Source organism: Proteus sp. G2609 (assembly GCF_963896135.1).
Taxonomy (GTDB): domain Bacteria; phylum Pseudomonadota; class Gammaproteobacteria; order Enterobacterales; family Enterobacteriaceae; genus Proteus; species Proteus mirabilis.
Genome location: NZ_CAWQNB010000030.1, coordinates 1 through 22082 on the forward strand (window position 1 = coordinate 1; position 22082 = coordinate 22082).

Here is a 22082-nt window from a genome sequence, read left to right on the forward strand (position 1 = left end):
GCTGTTCTCACTTTTAACTTTGGTGTCTAATTTTAAAGTAATTGATAATCACAATATAATTAAAATTTATATTGTGATTATCTTTTACGTTAAAAATTTAACAGTACTTAACAGTACTTAGTACGCTATCAATGTTCTGAATATCAAATTAGCACATCATTCAATCAGGAACGATACATCAATACTTCCTTTATAAGTATTCGTAGGTATATTCCCATTGGCACAAAGGTTGAATGATAATGACTTATAAACAGATCCCCCATTATATTTGCCTGAAGGTTGTCCTGCATAAAACTCTAAAGCTTCGGAGGAATTGTTATTACATACTGCATTAGTTATTGTTTTAGTTGCATCAGATACCGTGATATAAGGTGCAACTTCTTTATTTTTCAAAGGGATACTTGGAGACATTGTCATCCCAGTTTTACTCCCATTGACTAGCTCATTATAGGGTTTTAATGTCACATACATATTTCCTGAATGAGGACAAGAGACAAGCATACTAGCGACACTTTGCTCAAGTAACTTGGCTGACTTAAAATTTTGTGCTAGTTGAGCGGCAAATTGTATGTTTGTTGAGCTAGCAGGGGAAACATTACATGTTTTTAAGACGTGAATAGGACCATTACCAAATGAAAAAGGAACTGAAGATAGATCTGGAGGAGCATCAGTTGCAGTTTGAGCTGTAGTAAAATATATCGGAGCTACAAAATCGTAAATACCAGGTTTAACATGACCTACTGCATAAATAGAATAAGAGCTTATTCTCAAACTAGTATTGTTTACACGTGATATATAACCATACCAGCACATTGGGTGACGATAGACAAATTGATCCGCATACTCAGCTGTTCTAGAAACCTCTTTTCCTCGGCGCAGAGTAATTCGAGTCGGAGAATATGTTCCATTCTGATAATACACCGCATCGATAGATACTATTCCATTGATAGCTGCAACTAAATAATTTTCCCTATTTTCCGCTTCACTTGCATTTTTATTATATAATTTTAATCCGTACTCCCCCTCTTGACTTCCTGGGAATGGGAATAAAAAACTCTGCCATTGTGCACTGTTTTTACTACAATAATCTACAACATTATTAACACCTACAGCCGCTCCATAGGTATTACCACTACTACTAAGTGACATATATGATTGAGGAGGTGTTAATTCACCTATATACCCCGTTCCATTATCTGGAATAACAAGTGCTTTTGTTAGGAGAGGGAAAAACAGTGACAATACCAAAAGACTGATTTTAATAGTTATCGTTTTCAATTTTCACCACCGACCATAATGACAAATAGAACCATCTATATATACTATTTATTATATGACTATTAGTGATTTTTATCTCTAACAATAAGAATAAAAATTATTATTCCATATAAAAATTAAAATAAAAATAAAGTAAAGAAAAACATTCCAAAAAAGAATCACTCTCGTTATTTTTAGCAAAATAATATCTTAAGAATTGTTAACAAACATCATTTTAAGATTTTTATCCTACGTTCTTTTTTCACTTTCTGTGCTTCTTCCATTTCACGTATTCTCACCTTATAGCTTGATTGCTCTGAAAAAATTTGTACACAAATGCGCTTAGAACAAAAAATAAAACAGCTATTAGCAATATAAAAGGTCTATTTTTAATTATCTCTTTTAGATAACATCAGATATTAAAATAAACTCAGTTTAAGAAAGTCTAAATTAGATATATTAAAAAACACATTCAGATATCATTAAATAAATAAACAAAAGGTGTATTATATAATATTGCTTTGTTATTTATCCTCTAAAAAGGAATAATGATATGAAAAAATTATTACTTAGCCTAACTATGCTGGCGATAATATCTACGCCAGTGTTGGCTAAATCCCCTTTGGCTAACTTAAAAATCAATGGAGATATTAAACCTCCAACTTGTACTATCAATGGAGCAACACAGAGTGATGTGATTTTCGATTATGGAGCCATAAGCCCAACACTTATCCCTCAATCAACTATCTACTCTTATCCAGCCAGTATGGCTCAAAATACAGTTACGATTGAATGCGATGCAAAAACATATTTAACCTTTGTTGCGTCTGATACTTATGCTGATACAGAATTAAGTGTTAATAATACATCAGGCTGGTTTCATTTAGTTGATAAAGCAAATCCTGAAACTGCGGTTGGAGCAGCTTATTTTGTATGGGATAATGTGATCATTGATGGCAAACCTGCATATATTTCACGAGCAAATGACGTGGCTATTACAGGGAAAAGCTACAATAACGTCCTATACAAAGGGCCAACTAATGGTTGGACATCAGAACAACAAACAAGCGTTGATAAAAACGCCCTGACTCTAATTTCAGGTAAAATTTTCCAATCAAATTTCAGACAGGGAACTGAAAGTAGTTCTAATCAAACCTTCATTTTATCTAGAAATGAATTAAGTAAAAAAGGAATAGATTTATCTAATGGTTTAGATTTTATGGGTGAAGCCGTCCTCACTTTTAATTTTGGTGTCTAATTTTTAAAATAACAGATAATCACAATATCATTAACTTTTATATTGTGATTATCTTTTGCTATCAATAAGAACCCCTCAAAATTTAATATAATTAAGGACTTCTCATATAACATAAAATTATTTTTGTATTTCTTTTAAATAATCAGCAACACGATATTCAATATTTTTACGCTCAATGTCAGATAAAGAATAAAACATAGCGACATTATTCACATCATAATTTAATAGTAAACCATAATAATATGCTTCTTTCACATCACCTTTGAGTAGAAGTGCTTCATAAAGTTTGTCAAAAGAAGATATTGCAAAATTCATTTTTCCTAATCGAATATTCATATCTAAAATATAATCGTTATGATTTTTTAGTGTAGATAAATACACATTCACGAAAGGATCCTTACTTATGTATTTTGGTGCATTAGTATACATATTATTTAATTCAGAATACAAAAAATCATTTATTTCATATGGATAATCTAACGATAATTGATACCACTCAATAGCCTTATCAAGGTTTCGTTCAACTAAACACGGTGACTCTAAATAATAATCAGCAATGATACTAATACTAGAATATTTGTATTCATTAGAAGAGCTGTATTTACTAGGTTCTTCTCCTGTTGTTAGCCATTCTTTAAGATAGTAGTCTGCTTTATTGATATTATCTTTATCTTCACAGATATTTTGCATATAGTACCAATAAATTAACTCAGCCGCTTCTTTATTTCCTAAATCATATGCTTTTTTGGCATAAATTAAACTTCTTCCACTATCTTCAATACTATAAAATCTTGCTAATTCTAGTTGTTGTTTACTACTCTCTTTTTGGTTTAGTAAATAATCAAGTGTATTATCTCTTTTTTCCTTCCATCTTCTATCTATTTCATATTTTTCTGATTCCAGCTCAAAGTGAGACGAATTGATGCTAATACGTCGTTCATATTCAGATGCTTTAGCAATGTTCTTTCTAACCCCCTCTTTACCGTCTCGATAAATTATAGCCAATTCTTTTAAGCAAATAAAATCACCTAAATCTGCACATTTTCTTCGCCAAACCAAACGCTCCTTAATAGTGATATTAGTTAACTTATCAAAAGAATAGTCTTGATAAATTTCATCGCGAGCATTCTTATCTTTATACTCTTTTGTAATAATAAATTTAATTGCATCAATAGAACCTATTTCAGCTAATTTAAATATATCCTTATAATATTTTTTTAAATTATCTTCATTAATATTGTTAGCTGAGTTCTCATGTATTATATTCTTTATTGTATATTGAAATGCAAGATTTGTATTTTGACTTAATAATGGTTGAATAGCCTTTCTTATTTTATCATCATATAGCGAACGTTCCACAATAAAATCAATTACATACTGTGAATCCATTCCATATCGGAAAAGAATACTATATCCTTCCTGTCGTTTTTTTTCTGTCAACCTTCTGCTTTCTAAATCATCTTTCAATTCTGAAACAATATTAATAAGAGCTTGATCATCTATCATATTTTTATATTTAATAGTCGCAATTGCTTGATGAAAAGTAGCTTCATAGGCATAACCTCGTGCTTTTTGATATAATGAAAAAGCATATTCTTCATTATTGGCGACATCTTCTTCTAAAAGAAGATCTGCATAAAAATGAGCTAAGCTATAGTTTTGATTAAATGTACCAGCTGATTTATTTTTAATTACACTCTCTCTTAAAATATTCACAATCTCTTCTTTTTTAAGATAATCAGAAGCACCAAAATCAAAATATATTTTTACTAATTCTCTTTGGCTTTTACCTGTCAATTTATCATTAGTTATGTTTTCTTTCAGAAAACTAACTGCTTTTCTAATATTCTGATGAGCCCCCTCACTATTAGAATATAATTTAGCCAATAATAATTTGCTTTCAGGAGATGGCTGTATGTTATATGCTCTCTCTACCAGCTTAAGTGCTTTTTCAAAATTATAAAAACTACTATTTGGTTTTAAATAGACATTAGCGAGCGCTAGCATGGCTTGTGGAGAGTTTGGATATTTCAATAATAATGTATTAATATATTTTTCAAGCAAGTTTCTAAAATAATTTGATGATAATGTATCACTATTATTTAATTTCTCTATTATTTTAATTAATCCATCATGATGCGCTAAATCAGCAGATTTTTTTAAATATATATTAGCTAAAAAAGAATTTTCTTGAAGGGGATAGTTTTTCTTATCACCCTTGTAGATTTGATACAGAAGATATGTTGCCTCAGGATAGTTCAAATATGCTGAATCAAAAAGTAAGTTAATATCTTGACTTATTAACTTATATTTTAAATACATCATTTTAGGATCTTTTTCTTCAATAAAAGGACGTATCATATTTTTAGTCTTTTTTGATTGTTTTACTGAATCCTTATTCTCTAAATATTGATATACAGCTTCTTTATTACCTTCTTCTGCTAATTTTTCTAATTCTTCAAGTGTTCTTTTTTTTTTCAGACCAAGATTGCTCACCATAAATAGGGAGTAGCGTATATTCTTTTTGATCATAATAAATCACAGGAAAATTAAGGTCATGTAAAAAATCTTTCGCTATTGAAGAGCCTAAATCAGCAGCTTTAGTTAATGACGTTAATCCTTGAGCATCATCAGTAGGACTTTGGATTAATCCTTTGTTACGTAAATATCCTAAATTATAAAGTGCATTTCTATTTTGTAAGTTTGCTGATTTTATTAACCATTTTTGTGAAGCTAAGGCATTTTTATCAACCCCTATGCCATCCCAATACATCATTGCTAAACTAAATGCCGCTTGCGGATCACTTTGCGCATGTTGTGAAAAATAATTAAACGCCTCTTTATAGTCACCTTTTTGATAATAACTATAACCATTTGGCTTTAACTCTGGTTGGATTTGATTTTTATTGAGATAAAGCCCAAAGGCAATAAATACTAAAAAAATGGAGATAAGTATATTTTTAATTTTACGAGACATAACATTCCTTTTAAAGCTCATTCTTTTTATATAAATATAGCACAATAGTAAAAATTAAAATCAATATAATTGCTATTCTTTTATTTATATTTTTATATTAATTTATTTAGATTTGCTATAAAAATTGATTGACATTCAATACTCCACTCTATAATCAGCCCTCGTTGTGTCGTATTATTCAGAAAATAGTTTGACTACTTCACGTCTAAATATCACTAAAATAAGCTTTTTAATATTACAATCTTTCATCTGACAAAATTAAATACCTTACTATACTAATATATATGATTAATATTTAATCATTTCTGAATAATAATCAGAGGTTCTAAAAAGGTTATTATTTATAATTATAACAAACCATAATTAATTCAATCTTTATCAAATTTAAATCCCGTGAAAATAAAAAAATCATTTTAAATCACTAGAAAATGTCTATTAATGATTTACAGATTGGTATTAAATCTTATTTATCCAAAATACGATTTTAACTTATTGCCTCATTTGTCAGTTTATGTAAACATCAGCACCAAATTTGACTTAAGATAATATTCTCAATGAAAGTCAACTAATCGCTAAATTCCGTACCCTAAACTTATATTTAACCTGCGTAACAACGGATTTGTGACTGCATTAGTAAGGATGTCCGGATCTATATTTCATTACTGACATCGCCTTAATTCATTGAGTTAGACACATGTAATTATTGATTGATGAATTAGGCAAAAATATGCAAGAAAAACCATTCTCCCTTACATCACATCATACTGACAAACAACATCGTTTATTAAAATGGAGCTTACTCAGCTTATATTTTATCTCTGTCCCCTTATTGGCTGATCCCGTCAATCAAGCACTCTCTATCGATGCCCGCGAGCAACAACGCCAGCAAGAACGAGAGCGCATGTTACAACAGCAGAACAACCCCGTTGTGGATACGCGTATTCAACAGCCTGATTTAACGCTGCCTGATTATCCGCAAAATGAACAACCCTGCTTTACCATTTCCACTATCCGTCTTGATGGTGAGTCCGCTGCCGATTTTCAGTGGGCATTAAAGGCCGTTAACGACGCCAAAGGCCAGTGCTTGGGTAGCCAAGGGATTTTGTTAGTCCTCAATAAAAAACTAATAGAGGTCAGCGATTGTTATGGACATTAATCAAGATATTAGACGTTTAGGTGAAAATCTGAAAGGGCGTTTGGCGCCTGATATTGTTGATTTTGACTTAGAATATATAGACCACTCAGAAAGTATTTTAGCTTTTAAAACGTTATGCGATCACATAGCTGACTATGATGTCGTAATAACCAGTGATGAGTATAAGCAGATCATTGGTATTGTAAATAAGCTAAATCTTGAGTTAGATGATAGATATTTATATATAAATCCAGATAATATTAAGTGAATTAGGGTCAATGAAAAGATCCTAGTTCAATACTAGGATCTTTTGTATTTATCTCATCCCTTCAGCCACTTACCGATAATAGTGAGTTGTGGGCTAGAGTTAGGTTACCCCCCTGTTCGGTAAGTAACCCACTGTATATTGTCTGGTTTTACCCCCTTCTTCTTCTTTAGCTGTCTAGCTTTTTACCTTACAACTGTGCACTAATGCCAACCGTCGAAAAGCGAAACCCACACCGACAGCCGCCAGTCGCAAGGCAGTACCTTATTTACCGATATGAAGACCGCAGACTGAGTAATAGAAATGGTATAGCTGCAAATCAAGATAAAATATCTACTTTTATGGTTGAAAGCGATACTCGAATAGTCCTTAATCATGATTGGTCTACAAATATAAATAGAGTTATCTATAAAGAACAAATATTAATAAATAATTAACTTACCATCATCAAAACAATAACAATTTAATTTTTAAAATTACTCTACACTTACTCTAAAAAAGATAAAAATTATTTTTATCTTTAGTAATATCTATGATAATTGAATAGCTACAGTTTAAATATAAAATAACAATCACTTTAAGAATATCTTAATTAGATAAATTAAAAATATATCAATTTGTAATTAAATAAAATTATAGATTGTGTATTATAGAGTATTATTTATATTTTTAAATTTATAAAAAGGAATGGCTATATGAAAAAATTGCTATTTAGTCTTGCTACGCTGATTGTAATGTCAACACCAGCATTAGCTACTCCACCAGGCGCTAACTTAAAAATAAACGGTGATATTACTCCCCCTACTTGCACCGTTAATGCTGGTGATAATGATATTATTATTGATTATGGTGTAATATCCCCCTCTTTTATTCCTGCTGAGGAAAATTACGCACTAGGAGCTAAGAGTGCCAATATCAAAATATCCTGTGACGCAAGCAATTATTTAACACTTAAGGTATCAGATACTTATAAAACAAGTTCAACAGATTCAGCGAAAATTAGCGTTTTTGGATTAGTTAATGCAAAAAATACAGAACAAGAGATTGGTGGATATATAATTGATGTCATTGATATCAAAGTTGATAATAAACGAGCTTATTTAGGAAGAGTGGCAGATAAGATTTGGACTGGATCGTCCGCAACTATTTTTAAAGATACCTTAACAGCGTTAACTAGTGAACCTCAATCTCAGGTTGATAAAAACAATTTAAAACTTATAGCTGGAAAAGTGTTTAATGCAAAAATACAAATAGGAACTTATAACGAAAGTAGGTATGCGTATATTTTATCAAGAAAAAAATTGGCACAAAACAATATCGATTTAACTGATGGAATTGATTATATAGGTGAAGCTGTTTTTACTTTTAACTTTGGTGTCTAAATTTCAAAATCATTGATAATCACAATATAATATATGTTAATTTTTATTGTGATTATCTTGTGTTATCAACTTATCTATAATGCTGTGTACTGATCGTGCTGATACCTAAAAACCGCCAATCAACCCTTCAGCTAAACTTAATCACATGCCAATAAGAGAGTAATTACTATAACGATAACAAAAAAAGAATCCCCCTCTTTCGTCAAAAGCGTGAGGAAATATCTCTATTTTCGTTAATCCAAACTCTGCACTCTAACTATTTTTATTAATATAAATTATCAGTATTAATACTTAAAATATGACACAACAATCAAAAATAATTAACTTTAAAAAATATCTTTTAGCGAATTATTTTCAATAAAAACAAAACACAAACATATCTATATATCACATCAATAAAAATAAACCTTCCCCTTAAAGTTAGAGACTAAATAGCTATAATAATCAACTATATTATTTAATTACTGCTACGATTATTTTAGTAATAAAAACGCCTAATTGTGATAGTGATTGGAAGAAATAATAAGAAAGTTATCTATACTAAACTAATATCAAATTTTAAGTATCAAAATATTAAAGGAGTTTGACGAAATGATACGATGTGTTCGCTTATGGACCGGAGAAGATGGTAACTCTTTATTTGAAGAAGGTATCATCGAATTTAAGGATAGTTCACGAGGCGATAGTGAAAGTTTGCCAATTACTGTTTCAGAGTTATCGTTTAGAGAAACAACTTCAGGTGGTTCATATGATTGGCATCAAGATCCCGTTCCTCGTTATGTTATTACGTTATCAGGAACATTAGAGTTTGAAACAAAAGATGGCTCAACTTTTATCATTAAACCCGGTGATGTGCTGTTAGCGCAAGATAACAGTGGCACTGGTCATAAATGGCGTCTTATGGATGATGAACCTTGGCGACGAGCTTATGTTGTTTACAAAGAAGATGCAGGATTATGTTTTAAACCTACCAAAACAACTAAGTAATTGGGGTCTGTATGAATAAAACTATTAGTGAACATGTAGATGTCGCGCTCATTGGTGCTGGCATTATGAGTGCGACACTTGGCACACTTCTGAAAGAACTAGAGCCTAATTTAAAAGTCGCAATGTTTGAAAGACTTAATGATTGTGGTCAAGAGAGCTCTAACTCATGGAATAACGCGGGAACAGGACATGCTGCTAACTGTGAGCTAAATTATACGCCACCAAATCCTGACGGCACCGTTAATATCAGTAAAGCGTTAGAAGTGAACACCGAGTTCGATTTATCGCGCCAATTATGGTCTTATTTAGTAACAAAAGGAAAAATTGCCGATCCGCGTGATTTTATTCATTCTTGCCCTCATATGAGTTTTGTTTGGGGTGCAGATAACGTTAAATTCCTTCATCAACGCTATCGCCAAATGTCTGCCAATCACTGTTATGAAAATATGCAATACAGTGAAGACAAACAGCAAATTGAAGATTGGGCGCCATTAATTATGGAAGGGCGTGATCCGAATCAACAGCTTGCTGTCACCCGAGTAGCTACTGGTACTGATGTCGATTATGGCGCATTAACACATCTATTAGTTAAGCAACTTTCTCAACAAGATAATTTTGAGTTGCACTATAAACATGATGTTATTGATATCAAAAGAAATGAGACTGGTGGTTGGAATATCGAAGTTAAAGATCTCACCACCCATGATAAATACCTAATTACAGCTAAATATGTATTTGTTGGTGCCGGTGGACGCGCTATCGATTTACTCCAAAAATCAGGTATTCCAGAAGGTAAAGGCTACGGTGGTTTCCCTGTTAGTGGTATTTGGCTGCGTTGTGATGAAGATAAAATCAGCTCTCGCCATCATGCCAAAGTTTATGGAAAAGCAGATGTAGGCTCACCACCGATGTCTGTCCCCCATCTTGATACTCGTATTATTGCAGGTAAACGCTCCCTACTCTTTGGCCCCTATGCTGGATTTTCAAGTAAATTTTTAAAACACGGCTCCTATTTAGATTTATTTGAGTCAATTCGCCCCAGCAATATTGAACCTATGCTAGATGTCGCGAAAGATAACTGGTCATTAACTGAATATTTAATTGGTCAAGTATTACAAACGTCAGCACATCAATTTGAAATGCTTAAACAGTTCTATCCTCAGGCTCAACATGAGGATTGGCAAGAAGCTGTTGCAGGTCAACGAGTGCAGATTATTAAACCCGCAGCTAAACATCATGGCGTATTAGAGTTTGGTACTGAGCTAATTAGTAGCGCAGATAAATCATTTTCAGTGTTATTGGGGGCATCACCTGGCGCTTCTACAGCAGCATTTATTGCCATCAATATCATTAAATCTTGCTTTAAACAGCAACTTGAAAATGAGGGTTGGGAAGATCGTCTTAAAACAATTATTCCAACTTATGGTATTGATCTCAAAATAGATGCCGATGCTTGTCGTAATATTCGTGCATCAACGGCTAAGATATTAAAATTAGAAACACCTTAGTTATATCTTACCGATAAAAATAAAACAGACCGGAAATTAAAGGTCTGTTTTATTTTTTATTTGCATCGTTATTATTAATTACCCTTTTCCAAGTAAATATACTTAGAAAACTTACATCATTTCTACAATAGTGATACCACCAATAATAGAAAGTAATGAACATAGCGTACTTAATAATACAGTGCCCGTTGCCATATCAGCATAGGCCTTATTTGTAATAGCTAAAGCAGGCACCGCTGTTGCAGTAGGCAATACACCAATTAGAAAGACGGCTTTTAATAATTCAGTTTCTAATCCAAGTGCAAATCCCGTTCCTAAAATTAATGCCCCTTGTACAACATTCTTTATTATCACATTAAAAACAATTTCAGTATTAACTTTGAGTTTGAGCCCTGAAATTAATAGTCCTAAGAAAAATAATGCTACACCACCAGATGTTTTCCCTATTTCATTCACTGAGTTTTGTAAAATCTCTGGTAGCTTAACGCCGAAAATAGCTAGCATAGCCCCCAAAATAGGCAGGAAAACTAATGGCTGAGAGATAGCATTAAGCAATGACTGTAAAATGCTTTTTCCTTGTTTGGCACCACTAATGATCATGATAGTAAAAGGTAAAATAATTACCGTGTAGATCAAATTTCCCACCACCATAGCAATCAAACCAGATGAGCCGACTGTTGCCAGTAATACTGGTGGTCCACAATAAGCCATATCAGGAAATGAAACCGATAATGCCTGCATTGCTGAGTTCTTTTTATCATGTTTAAAAAAGAACTTGCCGCCTAAAAAACCAATAAGATAAGAAACAATTAATCCTACCGCGAGAGCTAATAGATAGTCGATATTAAAGAAAACCGACGGAGAAGCTTGGGTTGCCGCTAAAAAGAGTGAAAAAGGCAGAGCAATTTTAACGACAAAATCAGCAAAGGCTTGTGAATACTCTCTTTTAATAAATCCATATTTACCGGAAAGCCAGCCAACTAAAAGCCCTAAGATAATAGGGCCCAGCGCTGCTAAAATGGTTTGTAGTAACATATTACCTCTGGTTGCTTAATATAGTGTCCCCACTTTATTCAATGGCTATAACTGATAACAAAATAGTTATCTATTATATGAATAAAGTAAAAATATTCGTATTATTACCTAGTAATAAAAATTAGAACATTTTAATTATCGGATATATTTAAAATCATTCAAATGATAAATAACAATATTACTTCACAATGATCAACAGGATACTTTATCGAGTAAACTAAACAGGGAAGTAAACCAACACGGCAATTAGGATTTTAAGTATTTTTACTTAAAATAAACCTAACAATGGTAATAAACAGATAATAAAAGAATAGTTTTTGAATAAAAAATAAAATAGGTAGCAATAAATTAAACCATATGGAAATGATTAATCGAGCTTATTTTAATATATATGACAATGCTATATTGCATTTTTCAGCCTAAGGACACTGTTTAGGCATATCATTTAGCTGTTGATGCAGTTGCTCAAAGAGCACTTTTTTCTTATCTACTTCTTGGATTATTTTTAATATATAGATACTATCAAAATCACCACTTTCCCATTTAGGAATAGCTTTTGGATCACCACCAAATTGCGCCACAATATCTCTTACTACTTTAACTAAATTATCATGCTCCCAAGCAATAAAAATGACTGAATTCTGATATTCTTCGCTCAGCAGTTTATTACGTAATGGGTCTATCTCTTTGGCATGGTAATTTAAATGGATTGGCAGTGATGTTTTCACCGCAAGAGGTGTTAAAGTTTGAAGAGAGCGTAATGAATTTCCAAGTTTACTTTGTTTTGGTGCTGCAGCAAATAACGCATCAGGCTGACCAAATTGTGTTATCAATCGATTAGGTAACGCTAACGCACGATTTAATCCCTGACAACTTAATTGCCCGCTATCATTATCAGGCTTTTCACCATGACGGATAAATACCAGCGTTTGTTCTGAATAAGCCATAAGATTAAATCCATATAAAATGAGGCTCAAAAAGATAATGATATAGCGCATATAACACTCCTTTTGAGCCGTTTAATTTTTAGCCAAAGACTTTGGTTAGATGTGCTTTATATTCTACAATATCTTTCTCAATATTAGGCTCTTTAATGACGTTGTTGGTCATAAAAGTAGGCAGCTGAGATAAACCAAGAAATTGTTGTGATTTATGAAAAGCAAAATAGACACCATCAACCCCTCGCCCATCAAAGAAATTACCAAATTCATTGAAAGCTTCAATAGGGGCATTCCAAGTCACGGAGATCATATATTGCTTACCTTGCAACAATCCCCCGCTACCATATTGTTTGCTTGGATCATGACGAGTACGTCCATCGTTTTCATATAGTTTGCCGTGACCGTAAGTATAAACTTCATCCATATACTTTTTCACTTTCCATGGCATCATCATCCACCAGCCCGGCATCTGATAAATAATAGTATCAGCCCAGATAAATTTCTCTATCTCTTCGTTGATATCATAGCCTTCTTCAATTTGTGTTTCTTTTACCTGATGCCCTAATGTCGCCAAATGTGCCAGAGCGATATCATGTAATGTACGGTTTAATTGTCCTGCAGAATGCCCAAATTTTTGTCCACCGTTAATAAGTAGAATATTCATATTTACTCCTAATTTTCTTACTACTAAATATTTAATATGAGCTATTTTAACAGAAAATAAACGGATGCACTTCAGGGTAAAAAATCACCAAAAAGAGACACTGCAGTATTAATCACTTTTATCGAAACAGAATAAACCAACAATAAGTTAAAAATGCTAAAAAAGTAGCCATTAATCACTGTGTATTTCAATAAAGTGGATTATTGCTTTTATCGCAAAAGTCTATTGTTTATTGTCTACTTTATTGCCTAAATTGAGTTAATTAACGATAACGCTGGTGGATACTAGTGACTTACTCCTAGTTTATTTATAAATCAAAAAGTATGCTCTTACTGATTGTTGTTTAAGATCCTTGTCAGCATAAAACATCTCAATATTGTATGAAATTGCGACTCATAATGAATCGCTTTTTGATTTAATCGCTGTTCAACACAGCTAATCACAATTACCATACAGATGCTTTTTATGAACAACATGGCTATTTTTCACTCTGAGCATAAAACAACCTCAAATGTTAAATCCTAAAACATTGCTAACATAACTTATGAAATTATTTATCAACGATAAAGATTTTTATCAGCTGATCTTGCTTTTTATGGGCGTTATTTTCAATCTCTCGGGCTTTATAAGCGATCGTACTTAACGCGATTTCAAATAAACAAGCGTCAAAGTCTGTAGAAAAAACAAGCAGCAAAAACAGAATAAACCTGATAGTTAAGTGGCAGAAAGTTTCGCTACTTGTACCCGATAACAAAGAAATAACAATAAGCGGAAAAACAGATAAGTAAGTGAAAATGATATGCTGACAATTTTCTAGTGTATGTATTATTTCCTCTTTGTTAATACCCTAACAATAGTCGTTTTAGTCACAATTAAAAATAGAGAGTAATAATAAGACATCCCTTTTTTTGGTATATATGACGATTTTTTATTAAGAAAAAAGCAGATCTCGATCACTATTTTAACTTTAGCTATATTTACTAGCCATTCAATATTTACAGCATTCTTATCTAATCACTTGTTTAAATATTAATTATCACACTGATTTGTAATACAAATAATTTACCTATTATACTAGTAATATCATAATGTAACATAAAAAAGAACTTCATCACTGATAGTAAAGTGTCAACTAAACAATTTGTATAATATTATCTTTTCTTTATGAATTTTGAATGACTAATATATCTAACATTAATCATATTCTTATTTATTGGAACAAAGCAATATAAAATAAATTAGCGTTTATTTTTTATCATCTTTATTTTCCACAAAAAAATAAATAAAAAATCTTAAAATAAAAAAACTTTTAAAATTAAAAATAAAAAGAATTAATCTCTATATAAATTTAAAAATAAAAAATTATTATTTATTAATTATAATGAAAGATAAAATATAAAAAATAATTAATATCAATAATGAATATATTAAATGGTAACGTACTTTGGTTTATAAAACTGATTTTTATAACACAGACAATAAAACATTAGAAAAACTTATGATTTTTGAACGTTGAATGAGTCGGATACCAATAAAAAAAGCTAAGTTAGGCTTTAATGTATCGAACAAGTTACCAGTATAAGTAATAAAAAACTCTATTTTTACTATCAAAAATCATCTTGATAACAATAACAATAAATTAATTACATTGATAAAAGTCAAAAAACAAGACAAATAATAACTAGTTAGTAACAAAAATAGATTTTTTTTATATTTGTCACACAATTGATTTTATTCTATTACATCTTTCTAAATTTTTCCTACAATAGCCCACAACCTAACCTGACAATAGTTTAAGTAACGAATGCTTATATTATTTCTTTAGGTAACTATCTTTTTTTCTTTATGATTTATCGTTTCAGCAAAATAGAAAACCATCAAACTAAGTGCCCTACACAAAACATAAATGACGAATGAATAGGTTTGCCGGTGCAGTGATAAACGATAAAAAATTGCAAACTTAAGGATAAAAATAATTATGTCAGACTATCTATCATTTTTACTGGGAATTGTTCCTTTAGCCGTTCTGATTTTTATGATTTTAAAAATGAAATCGGCCGTTCATCACGCTGTCCTCGTTTCGCTAATTATCACTGTGGCTCTCGCTATTTTTCATTGGAATAACACCCTTCAATTTGCCTCAGTATCTGTACTTTATGGTGCGGTAAAGGGGTTATGGCCGATTATCATCGTTATTCTGGCGGCTATTTACAGCTATAACCTAATGCTAAAAACAGGAGGAATGGAGGTATTAAAAGACGTATTAGCGGGGATCAGCGATGATAAACGCGTACAAGTTTTACTTATCTCTTGGTGTTTTGGCGGTTTTTTAGAAGCTGTTGCAGGTTATGGTACAGCAGTTGCTATTCCTATCGGTATTTTAATCGCACTAGGTTTTGATCCCTTTAAAGCAGCTGTCGCTTCACTAGTCGCAAATACGGTACCTACCGCATTTGGTGCCGTTGGTATTCCAGTGTCTATTTTGGCACAAAATACCGGCCTTGATGTATTGGTGTTAAGTAAAACCATTATTATCCAACTTGGTTTATTCAATATTCTATTACCTTTTGTCATTGTTGCTATTGCTGGTGGTGGTATTAAAGCCATTAAAGGTGTCGGCTTTATTACTTTAATGTGTGGGATCAGCACCTTAATCCCTCAATATATTGTCGCAGCTAATTTAGGTGCGGAATTACCTGCCTTTGCAGGAAGCCTAGTCAGTCTGATTGTGGTTATTTTCTTGGCTAAACGCATGAAAACAGGCCATGATAAAAGTAAACAACCAACAAAACACTCAGCTAAAGAGCTATTAGTCGCTAGCTCTATCTATCTGTTTACTTTTATTTTTATCTTAGCCTGCTCTCCGCTATTCCCTACAATCCAAACCGCAGTAGGAACTATTGCAACTAAAATTCCTTTTGTATTAAGTGATACTCAAACTGAATATCAAACTATTGCTTGGTTAAGTACGCCTGGGGTATTGATTATTTTAGCGAGTTTTGTTGGTGGCACTATTCAAGGTGCAAGCCTTTCAACGCTCTTTTCTGTATTAGTAAAAACCACAATTCAATTAAAGAACTCCATTATTGCCATTATGGCTATTGTTGCGATGGCAACGGTAATGGATTTCAGTGGCATGATTGGTAGCATTGCGGAAACATTAGTTAACTTTACTGGCGCTGGATTTATCTTTATTGCCCCAGTCATTGGTGCACTAGGAACGTTTGTAACCGGAAGCGATACAAACTCTAACGTACTATTTGGCAAGCTTCAAACCAGTGCCGCGGCAAAACTCCATGTTGATCCCTTTATTCTCGCAGCGGCTAATACCTCTGGGGCGACTGGCGGTAAGATGATTTCACCACAAAGTATCGCGATCGCCGTTTCGGCGACCAAAATGGATGGGCAAAGCAGTGCCATTATGCGAGAAACATTAAAATATTGTATTGCCTATATCATCATTCTAGGTGCCAAAATCGGCATTATTTATCACCTAATGAATTAACTATACAAGATAAGTGATGGCTTATCTTGGCTATCACCTATCGCTTTGACATAACGAAAATAAAGAAAAATAACCAATAAGAATTTTATCTTAAATAAAAATGACAACATCTGAGCGATGTTTTGGAGTTCGGTGAATGAAAGTTAATTTTTATGCAACCTGTCTTGGTGATGTGCTAAAAGCAGATTCGGCACGAGATACCGTATTATTGCTCGAAAAATTAGGTTGCGAAGTATTATTTCAAGAGCGCCAGGGTTGCTGTGGTCAGCCAGCACTTAATAGCGGTTATGTTAATGATGCAAAACCCGCAATGAAATCATTAATTGAGACATTAGAAGTTAATGATTATCCGATTATTTCCCCTGCAGGCTCTTGCACTTATGCGATTAAAGGCTATCCCAGCTATCTTGCCGATGAGCCTCAATGGGCGCAGCGAGCCCAAGGTGTGGCCGATCGTTTAATTGATCTTACCAGCTTTATCGTCAACACCTTAGGTGTGGTTGATGTTGGCGCCCGCCTTGCGGGTAAAGCGGTTTATCACCCCTCTTGTAGTTTAACGCGAAAGTTAGGGGTTGTTAGTGAACCTTTAACCTTATTAAAACATGTTGAAGGACTCGAAATGTTACCTTTCGCCAATTCAGAAACTTGTTGTGGTTTTGGCGGCACCTTCTCAGTAAAAATGTCAGAAATTTCCGGTGAAATGGTCACTGAAAAAGTAAAACATATCATGGAAGTCAGCCCTGATTACGTCATTGGTGCAGACACCAGTTGTTTAATTAATATTCAAGGCCGTTTAAGTCGTGAAAAGCGTCCTGTCAAAGTGCTACATATTGCACAAGTTTTAATGAGTCAATAAGGGGGCTGCAATGTCTATTAAAACCAGTAATATCGATTTTAGACCACGCTTAGCGCATGAAATGAATGATACCATTATGCGTAACGCCGTTGTTATGGCACAAGAGCGCATTGGAGCCAATCGCCAAATAATGGTAAAAGAGTTAGGTGATTGGGAAGCGTGGCGTGATCGCGCAGAACAAATCCGTAACCATGTTCTTGAAAACTTAGACGCTTATCTTTATCAATTATCAGAAAAAGTGACTGAAAACGGCGGTCATGTCTATTTTGCCAAAACGGCAGAAGATGCGACACGCTATATTTGTAACGTTGCCAAACAGAAAAATGCCAAGAAAATCGTTAAATCAAAATCGATGGTAACCGAAGAAATCGGTATGAACAAAGCCTTACAAAATGAAGGTATTGAGATTATCGAAACCGACCTTGGTGAATATATTCTGCAACTGGATAACGATCCCCCTTCTCATATTGTTGTACCGGCGATCCATAAAGATCGCTACCAAATACGTAAAGTGCTAAATGAAAAACTAGGTTATCAAGGTAGTGAAACCCCAGAAGATATGACCCTTTTTATCAGGCAACGTATTCGACAAGATTTTCTTTCTGCTGATATTGGAGTCACTGGTTGTAACTTTGCGGTTGCAGAAACAGGCTCAGTCTGTTTAGTAACTAACGAAGGCAATGCACGGATGACGACCACATTACCTAAAACCCATATTGCCGTTATGGGAATGGAGCGTGTTGCGCCTACTTTTGAAGAAGTCGATCCGCTGATCACGATGTTATGTCGTAGTGCGGTTGGCTCACGCCTAACCAGTTATAACACTTGGGTAACTGGACCTCGTGAAGCGGGTAATGTTGATGGCCCTGAAGAGTTTCATTTAGTGATTGTCGATAATGGTCGCTCTGAAATTTTAGGCTCACAATTTAAAGATATTCTACGCTGTATCCGTTGTGGAGCCTGTCTAAACACCTGTCCTGCTTATCGTAATATCGGTGGTCATGCTTATGGCTCTATTTATCCCGGCCCTATCGGTGCAGTTATTTCGCCACTCTTAGGAGGCTATAAAGATTTTCATGACTTACCTTATGCCTGCTCATTATGCAATGCATGTAATGTGGTCTGTCCGGTCAAAATCCCTTTAGCACAATTGATCCTAAAACATCGTCGAGTCATGGCGGAAAGTGGTTTAACACCAAAAGCTGAGCGTCGTGTAACCGGTATGTTTAATTACATTAATGCGCACCCCACGCTTTGGAAAGTTGGCATGAATGTAGGGGCTAAGATGGCGGGCTTGATGATCAAAAATGGCTCAACTCCAATCAAGATAAGTGTACTCAATGATTGGATGGCATCACGTGATCTCCCAAAACCCGATGGTTATAGTTTCCGTAGTTGGTTTAAGCGCCACAAAGCAGAAGGAAAAAAATAATATGTTAAACGAACAAAATCGTGCTGAGTTTCTGCAAACTATTGCTCAAAAATTAGGACGTGAGGTGACGCATACGCCAAAACCACAAGATCCCCCTATTAATAATTTAGCTAAAACACGCTTAACAAATTTAACCCAAGATGAATTATGCAAAGAATTTACTGATTTTGCACAAACCCAGCAAGTAAGATGCGTTATCACTAAACCAGAACAAGTGATAAATAGCTTAATAGCGCTTTGTGAAAGCTATGATTGTCAAGGCTCAGTGATAATAAGTGGAGATGAGCGCTTAAATGCACTTGGTGTAACACAAGCTATTAGTGAAAAATATGAAACTTATATTTGGGATCCTAAACTCGGTCATGAAAATATTATTCATGCTGAGCGCTCTCAAATAGGGATTGTCTTTGCGGAAGCGGGATTAACAGAATCTGGCGGGATTGTGCTGTTTTCTTCTCCGGAAAAAGGGCGTTCTGTCAGCCTGTTACCTGAAACCTCGATTGTTATTTTACGCAAAAGTGACATTTTACCGCGAGTGGCTCAACTTGCAGAGCGTTTACACAAAATGGCACAAGATGGGATCAGAATGCCTTCATGTATCAATTTAATTGGTGGTGCAAGCTCAACGGCTGATATTGAATTAATCAAAGTATGGGGAGTTCATGGCCCTGTTCATGCCGCTTATCTTATTATTGAAGATTGTTAGTTTAAACGAAACAATATAAAAACGATAACCAAATAACTTAACGTCATGGTCAACGGATTGACCCAAATACAAAACACCTTTTATACAGGTGTTTTGTATTTATGGCTTAATTAGTGAGTAATAATTTAGCTCGCCATTGATTTAATTTTATTTCACAAGCCAGCAGTACTTCATCAGCACCATTGCCCCCCATCATTAAAGCAGATTGACGTTGGCATTCACTACTTCTAAAAAGAATAAACTGCTCTTGTGAACTGACTAATGCATCAATAGCACTTTTAGCCGCGATAGAGTCACTATCTTCAAGGTCGCCTTTGCTTTTATTATAGATAACATTCAACTGCTCTTCAGATAATCTTAGTTCATCTAATAGACAAGCTTTAATGGTTGTTTGGCTTGCATCTGTTGACAACTCATAACATTTGGTCAGGGGATCGTGATTTACTTGAGCAAAGGAGGAAAAAGAGATCAAACTCATTGTGAGTAAACTGTAAGAAATTAAAAGCGTACCTATCTTCACGTTGGCTCCCAATAATAAGTTTTTTACTAAATTTGACTGTCAAATATAAGGTATTAAAGAATTAACACCACATCTATTAGTGCGAAAACACAAATTTAGGATATGTCGCATTAAGTGTAGAAAATAAATCTTAATAAGAAGTAAAACTATAATTAATAAGTCTTTAAATCTATCTATTTTATTAGTATTTTTTATAAAAAAAGATGTTTTAATAATAATCTTAGTAAGCGTTATATTTATCTATTGAGAGGATAATATAAAAAAATCAGGTTTAGTGTTTTTTCTCGATTTAAGTCAATTTTTTTTGATCCTCCGAAGTTCTATTTTTAGCAATAGATCTAAAAAAATAGACTTTTTTTACTTGATGTCAATAGCAAAACAAAGCGTTTTGCAGTAATCTCATCGCTGATTTTTTGCTACTTTCTCCCTTTAAAACCTCTGGTGGTATGACAAATATGTTGTATAAATTTACCCCCATTATTCTGCTGATAATTTCCAATATCTTTATGACTTTTGCTTGGTATGGCCATTTAAAATACGGTAATAAGCCGTTAATTATAGTGATCTTACTCAGTTGGTTAATCGCTTTTGTTGAATACTGTTTTGCAGTTCCTGCAAACCGTATCGGCCACAACTATTACAGCGCCGCCGAATTAAAAACCATTCAAGAAGTCATCACACTAACCATTTTTGCTGTTTTTTCGGTGACTTATTTAGGTGAAAGTTTCACACTTAACCACTTTATCGGTTTTATTTTAATTGGTGCGGGTGCGCTATTTATTTTTAAGGGGCCATTTTAAAGAATAAAAAATAGCTGCTGATAAAATAAATGAAAATTTTCAAAACCTCATTTCGAAATGAGGTTTTTTGTTTTGTAGAGCCCCGCCTCACCCGAACAAAAAACAATCAAAATAATTGATTTCAATTATTAAGTACTAACCAGTAATTCATAGCAAGATTAAGTTATATCATTCAATAAATTACCACATCCCATATTATGCACTGCATTAGTAGAAATTTGACTACAAAAAACAAATATTGCTCTTGAAAAAATATTTTCATTCAGCGCATAATAGCTAGCTAAGAGAGGCATTGTTTCTCTTTCTTTCTTTGTTGCTTCTCTTAAGTGAAAACGATTTTCAAAAACTTCTTATATTACTTTAAGGTCAGATAAAACGGTATCTGGTATGAGCAAACATTCTAACGATTTTATTTATATGCAGGATAATCCCTGTATGCATTGTGGTGCATGTTGCGCCTATTTTAGAGTCTCTTTCTATTGGGCTGAAATGAAAAGTGGTGGTGGTGTTGTTCCTGACGAATTTACCGAACCCTTAACCCCTTTTCTATCATGTATGAAAGGAACTAATGAGAAACAACCACGCTGTGAAAAATTGATTGGTGAAGTTGGTGAATGCGTGAGTTGTGCAATTTATGAACAGAGACCATCCCCTTGCCGTGAGTTTGAACAATCTTGGGCTAATGGCGTAAAAAATGAAGCTTGCGATCGGGCAAGAGCCGCTTTTGGGCTTCCTCCTCTTCCTAATATTTCTCTACCGCATTCTGCGTAGAACATCAGAGGGGCTAGCCCCTCCTGAGTCTCTTTGATCACAATTTTGCACTTCTTTGCATAAAATAAAGAATTTTCACCAAA

At 33.5% G+C, this 22082-nt stretch carries 19 protein-coding genes; 12 read left to right on the forward strand and 7 right to left on the reverse strand.

The genetic code is table 11. The annotated features are described in order from the left end of the window. Nucleotides 1-156 precede the first annotated feature (156 nt). The gene (locus AACV01_RS09115; protein ID WP_060554790.1) at nucleotides 157-1278 is read right to left on the reverse strand and encodes a hypothetical protein; all 1122 of its coding nucleotides are present in this window, start codon (nucleotides 1276-1278) and stop codon (nucleotides 157-159) included. Between the two features lie 532 nt (nucleotides 1279-1810). On the opposite strand from AACV01_RS09115, the gene AACV01_RS09120 reads away from it, so the two are divergent. Continuing rightward, complete coding sequence (locus AACV01_RS09120; protein ID WP_104836601.1) at nucleotides 1811-2515, forward strand: fimbrial protein; 705 nt, start codon at nucleotides 1811-1813, stop codon at nucleotides 2513-2515. 117 nt (nucleotides 2516-2632) lie between these two features. Here AACV01_RS09120 and AACV01_RS09125 read toward each other — a convergent pair whose 3' ends face one another. Together AACV01_RS09125 and AACV01_RS09130 are read right to left on the reverse strand one after the other, a co-directional pair. Continuing rightward, complete coding sequence (locus AACV01_RS09125) at nucleotides 2633-5047, reverse strand: sel1 repeat family protein (RefSeq protein WP_339382634.1); 2415 nt, start codon at nucleotides 5045-5047, stop codon at nucleotides 2633-2635. Then, nucleotides 4974-5492, reverse strand: a complete 519-nt coding sequence (locus tag AACV01_RS09130; RefSeq protein WP_237585008.1) for a tetratricopeptide repeat protein — start codon at nucleotides 5490-5492, stop codon at nucleotides 4974-4976. The genes AACV01_RS09125 and AACV01_RS09130 overlap by 74 nt, the downstream gene beginning before the upstream one ends. A 727-nt stretch (nucleotides 5493-6219) precedes the next feature. Here AACV01_RS09130 and AACV01_RS09135 point away from each other — a divergent pair. The 5 genes from AACV01_RS09135 (at nucleotide 6220) to mqo (ending at nucleotide 10769) form a co-directional block, all read left to right on the forward strand. Continuing rightward, nucleotides 6220-6648, forward strand: coding sequence for a hypothetical protein (locus AACV01_RS09135; RefSeq protein WP_041701197.1), 429 nt, complete (start codon nucleotides 6220-6222; stop codon nucleotides 6646-6648). Continuing rightward, on the forward strand, nucleotides 6638-6895 hold the full coding sequence (locus AACV01_RS09140) for a MafI family immunity protein (RefSeq protein ID WP_161682755.1): 258 nt from the start codon (nucleotides 6638-6640) through the stop codon (nucleotides 6893-6895). Before AACV01_RS09135 ends, AACV01_RS09140 begins: the two co-directional genes overlap by 11 nt. Nucleotides 6896-7587: 692 nt before the next feature. After that, nucleotides 7588-8274, forward strand: coding sequence for a fimbrial protein (locus AACV01_RS09145; RefSeq protein ID WP_046335316.1), 687 nt, complete (start codon nucleotides 7588-7590; stop codon nucleotides 8272-8274). A gap of 591 nt (nucleotides 8275-8865) precedes the next feature. Next, the gene (locus tag AACV01_RS09150; RefSeq protein ID WP_104836602.1) at nucleotides 8866-9261 is read left to right on the forward strand and encodes a cupin domain-containing protein; all 396 of its coding nucleotides are present in this window, start codon (nucleotides 8866-8868) and stop codon (nucleotides 9259-9261) included. 11 nt (nucleotides 9262-9272) lie between these two features. After that, nucleotides 9273-10769 (forward strand): malate dehydrogenase (quinone), encoded by a 1497-nt coding sequence (gene mqo / locus AACV01_RS09155; RefSeq protein WP_020945976.1) that lies wholly within the window; start codon nucleotides 9273-9275, stop codon nucleotides 10767-10769. Between the two features lie 111 nt (nucleotides 10770-10880). Here the strand turns inward: mqo and AACV01_RS09160 are convergent, their stop codons facing one another. The 3 genes from AACV01_RS09160 to AACV01_RS09170 form a co-directional block, all read right to left on the reverse strand. Next, on the reverse strand, nucleotides 10881-11804 hold the full coding sequence (locus AACV01_RS09160; RefSeq protein ID WP_004243956.1) for an AEC family transporter: 924 nt from the start codon (nucleotides 11802-11804) through the stop codon (nucleotides 10881-10883). Nucleotides 11805-12223: 419 nt separating this feature from the next. After that, entirely contained in the window at nucleotides 12224-12802 is a 579-nt protein-coding gene (locus AACV01_RS09165) for a histidine phosphatase family protein (RefSeq protein WP_161682757.1), read from the reverse strand. A 28-nt stretch (nucleotides 12803-12830) separates the two neighbouring features. After that, nucleotides 12831-13409 (reverse strand): NAD(P)H-dependent oxidoreductase, encoded by a 579-nt coding sequence (locus tag AACV01_RS09170; RefSeq protein ID WP_004243958.1) that lies wholly within the window; start codon nucleotides 13407-13409, stop codon nucleotides 12831-12833. A gap of 1978 nt (nucleotides 13410-15387) precedes the next feature. Here AACV01_RS09170 and AACV01_RS09175 point away from each other — a divergent pair. From AACV01_RS09175 to AACV01_RS09190, 4 genes are all read left to right on the forward strand, one after another. Next, nucleotides 15388-16914, forward strand: a complete 1527-nt coding sequence (locus tag AACV01_RS09175; protein ID WP_004243961.1) for an L-lactate permease — start codon at nucleotides 15388-15390, stop codon at nucleotides 16912-16914. A 136-nt stretch (nucleotides 16915-17050) separates the two neighbouring features. Next, nucleotides 17051-17770 (forward strand): (Fe-S)-binding protein, encoded by a 720-nt coding sequence (locus tag AACV01_RS09180; protein ID WP_004250412.1) that lies wholly within the window; start codon nucleotides 17051-17053, stop codon nucleotides 17768-17770. A 10-nt stretch (nucleotides 17771-17780) separates the two neighbouring features. Next, the gene (locus tag AACV01_RS09185; RefSeq protein ID WP_004243964.1) at nucleotides 17781-19202 is read left to right on the forward strand and encodes a LutB/LldF family L-lactate oxidation iron-sulfur protein; all 1422 of its coding nucleotides are present in this window, start codon (nucleotides 17781-17783) and stop codon (nucleotides 19200-19202) included. Between the two features lies 1 nt (nucleotide 19203). Continuing rightward, entirely contained in the window at nucleotides 19204-19908 is a 705-nt protein-coding gene (locus AACV01_RS09190; RefSeq protein ID WP_004250409.1) for a LutC/YkgG family protein, read from the forward strand. A 106-nt stretch (nucleotides 19909-20014) separates the two neighbouring features. On the opposite strand, the gene umoC is transcribed toward AACV01_RS09190, so the two are convergent. Continuing rightward, complete coding sequence (gene umoC / locus AACV01_RS09195) at nucleotides 20015-20428, reverse strand: flagellar biogenesis regulator UmoC (protein ID WP_012368164.1); 414 nt, start codon at nucleotides 20426-20428, stop codon at nucleotides 20015-20017. A 455-nt stretch (nucleotides 20429-20883) separates the two neighbouring features. Here umoC and AACV01_RS09200 point away from each other — a divergent pair, with 455 nt between their 5' ends. Beyond that, a complete protein-coding gene (locus AACV01_RS09200) occupies nucleotides 20884-21228 on the forward strand; it encodes a DMT family protein (protein ID WP_004248496.1) in 345 nt (114 codons plus the stop codon). Between the two features lie 387 nt (nucleotides 21229-21615). Beyond that, nucleotides 21616-21999 carry a YkgJ family cysteine cluster protein gene (locus AACV01_RS09205; RefSeq protein ID WP_004243972.1) on the forward strand — a complete coding sequence of 128 codons (384 nt, stop codon included), beginning with the start codon at nucleotides 21616-21618 and terminating at the stop codon, nucleotides 21997-21999. The last annotated feature ends 83 nt before the right edge of the window (nucleotides 22000-22082 follow it).

Coding starts and splice junctions, on each gene's coding strand:
- AACV01_RS09165 (WP_161682757.1), bottom strand. CDS start 12,802: ATGCGCTATATCATTATCTTTTTGAGCCTCATTTTATATGGATTTAAT.
- AACV01_RS09180 (WP_004250412.1), top strand. CDS start 17,051: ATGAAAGTTAATTTTTATGCAACCTGTCTTGGTGATGTGCTAAAAGCA.
- AACV01_RS09140 (WP_161682755.1), top strand. CDS start 6,638: ATGGACATTAATCAAGATATTAGACGTTTAGGTGAAAATCTGAAAGGG.
- AACV01_RS09200 (WP_004248496.1), top strand. CDS start 20,884: ATGTTGTATAAATTTACCCCCATTATTCTGCTGATAATTTCCAATATC.
- mqo (WP_020945976.1), top strand. CDS start 9,273: ATGAATAAAACTATTAGTGAACATGTAGATGTCGCGCTCATTGGTGCT.
- AACV01_RS09190 (WP_004250409.1), top strand. CDS start 19,204: ATGTTAAACGAACAAAATCGTGCTGAGTTTCTGCAAACTATTGCTCAA.
- AACV01_RS09205 (WP_004243972.1), top strand. CDS start 21,616: ATGAGCAAACATTCTAACGATTTTATTTATATGCAGGATAATCCCTGT.
- AACV01_RS09130 (WP_237585008.1), bottom strand. CDS start 5,492: ATGTCTCGTAAAATTAAAAATATACTTATCTCCATTTTTTTAGTATTT.
- AACV01_RS09120 (WP_104836601.1), top strand. CDS start 1,811: ATGAAAAAATTATTACTTAGCCTAACTATGCTGGCGATAATATCTACG.
- AACV01_RS09145 (WP_046335316.1), top strand. CDS start 7,588: ATGAAAAAATTGCTATTTAGTCTTGCTACGCTGATTGTAATGTCAACA.
- AACV01_RS09160 (WP_004243956.1), bottom strand. CDS start 11,804: ATGTTACTACAAACCATTTTAGCAGCGCTGGGCCCTATTATCTTAGGG.
- AACV01_RS09185 (WP_004243964.1), top strand. CDS start 17,781: ATGTCTATTAAAACCAGTAATATCGATTTTAGACCACGCTTAGCGCAT.
- AACV01_RS09150 (WP_104836602.1), top strand. CDS start 8,866: ATGATACGATGTGTTCGCTTATGGACCGGAGAAGATGGTAACTCTTTA.
- AACV01_RS09135 (WP_041701197.1), top strand. CDS start 6,220: ATGCAAGAAAAACCATTCTCCCTTACATCACATCATACTGACAAACAA.
- AACV01_RS09175 (WP_004243961.1), top strand. CDS start 15,388: ATGTCAGACTATCTATCATTTTTACTGGGAATTGTTCCTTTAGCCGTT.
- AACV01_RS09170 (WP_004243958.1), bottom strand. CDS start 13,409: ATGAATATTCTACTTATTAACGGTGGACAAAAATTTGGGCATTCTGCA.
- AACV01_RS09125 (WP_339382634.1), bottom strand. CDS start 5,047: ATGATCAAAAAGAATATACGCTACTCCCTATTTATGGTGAGCAATCTT.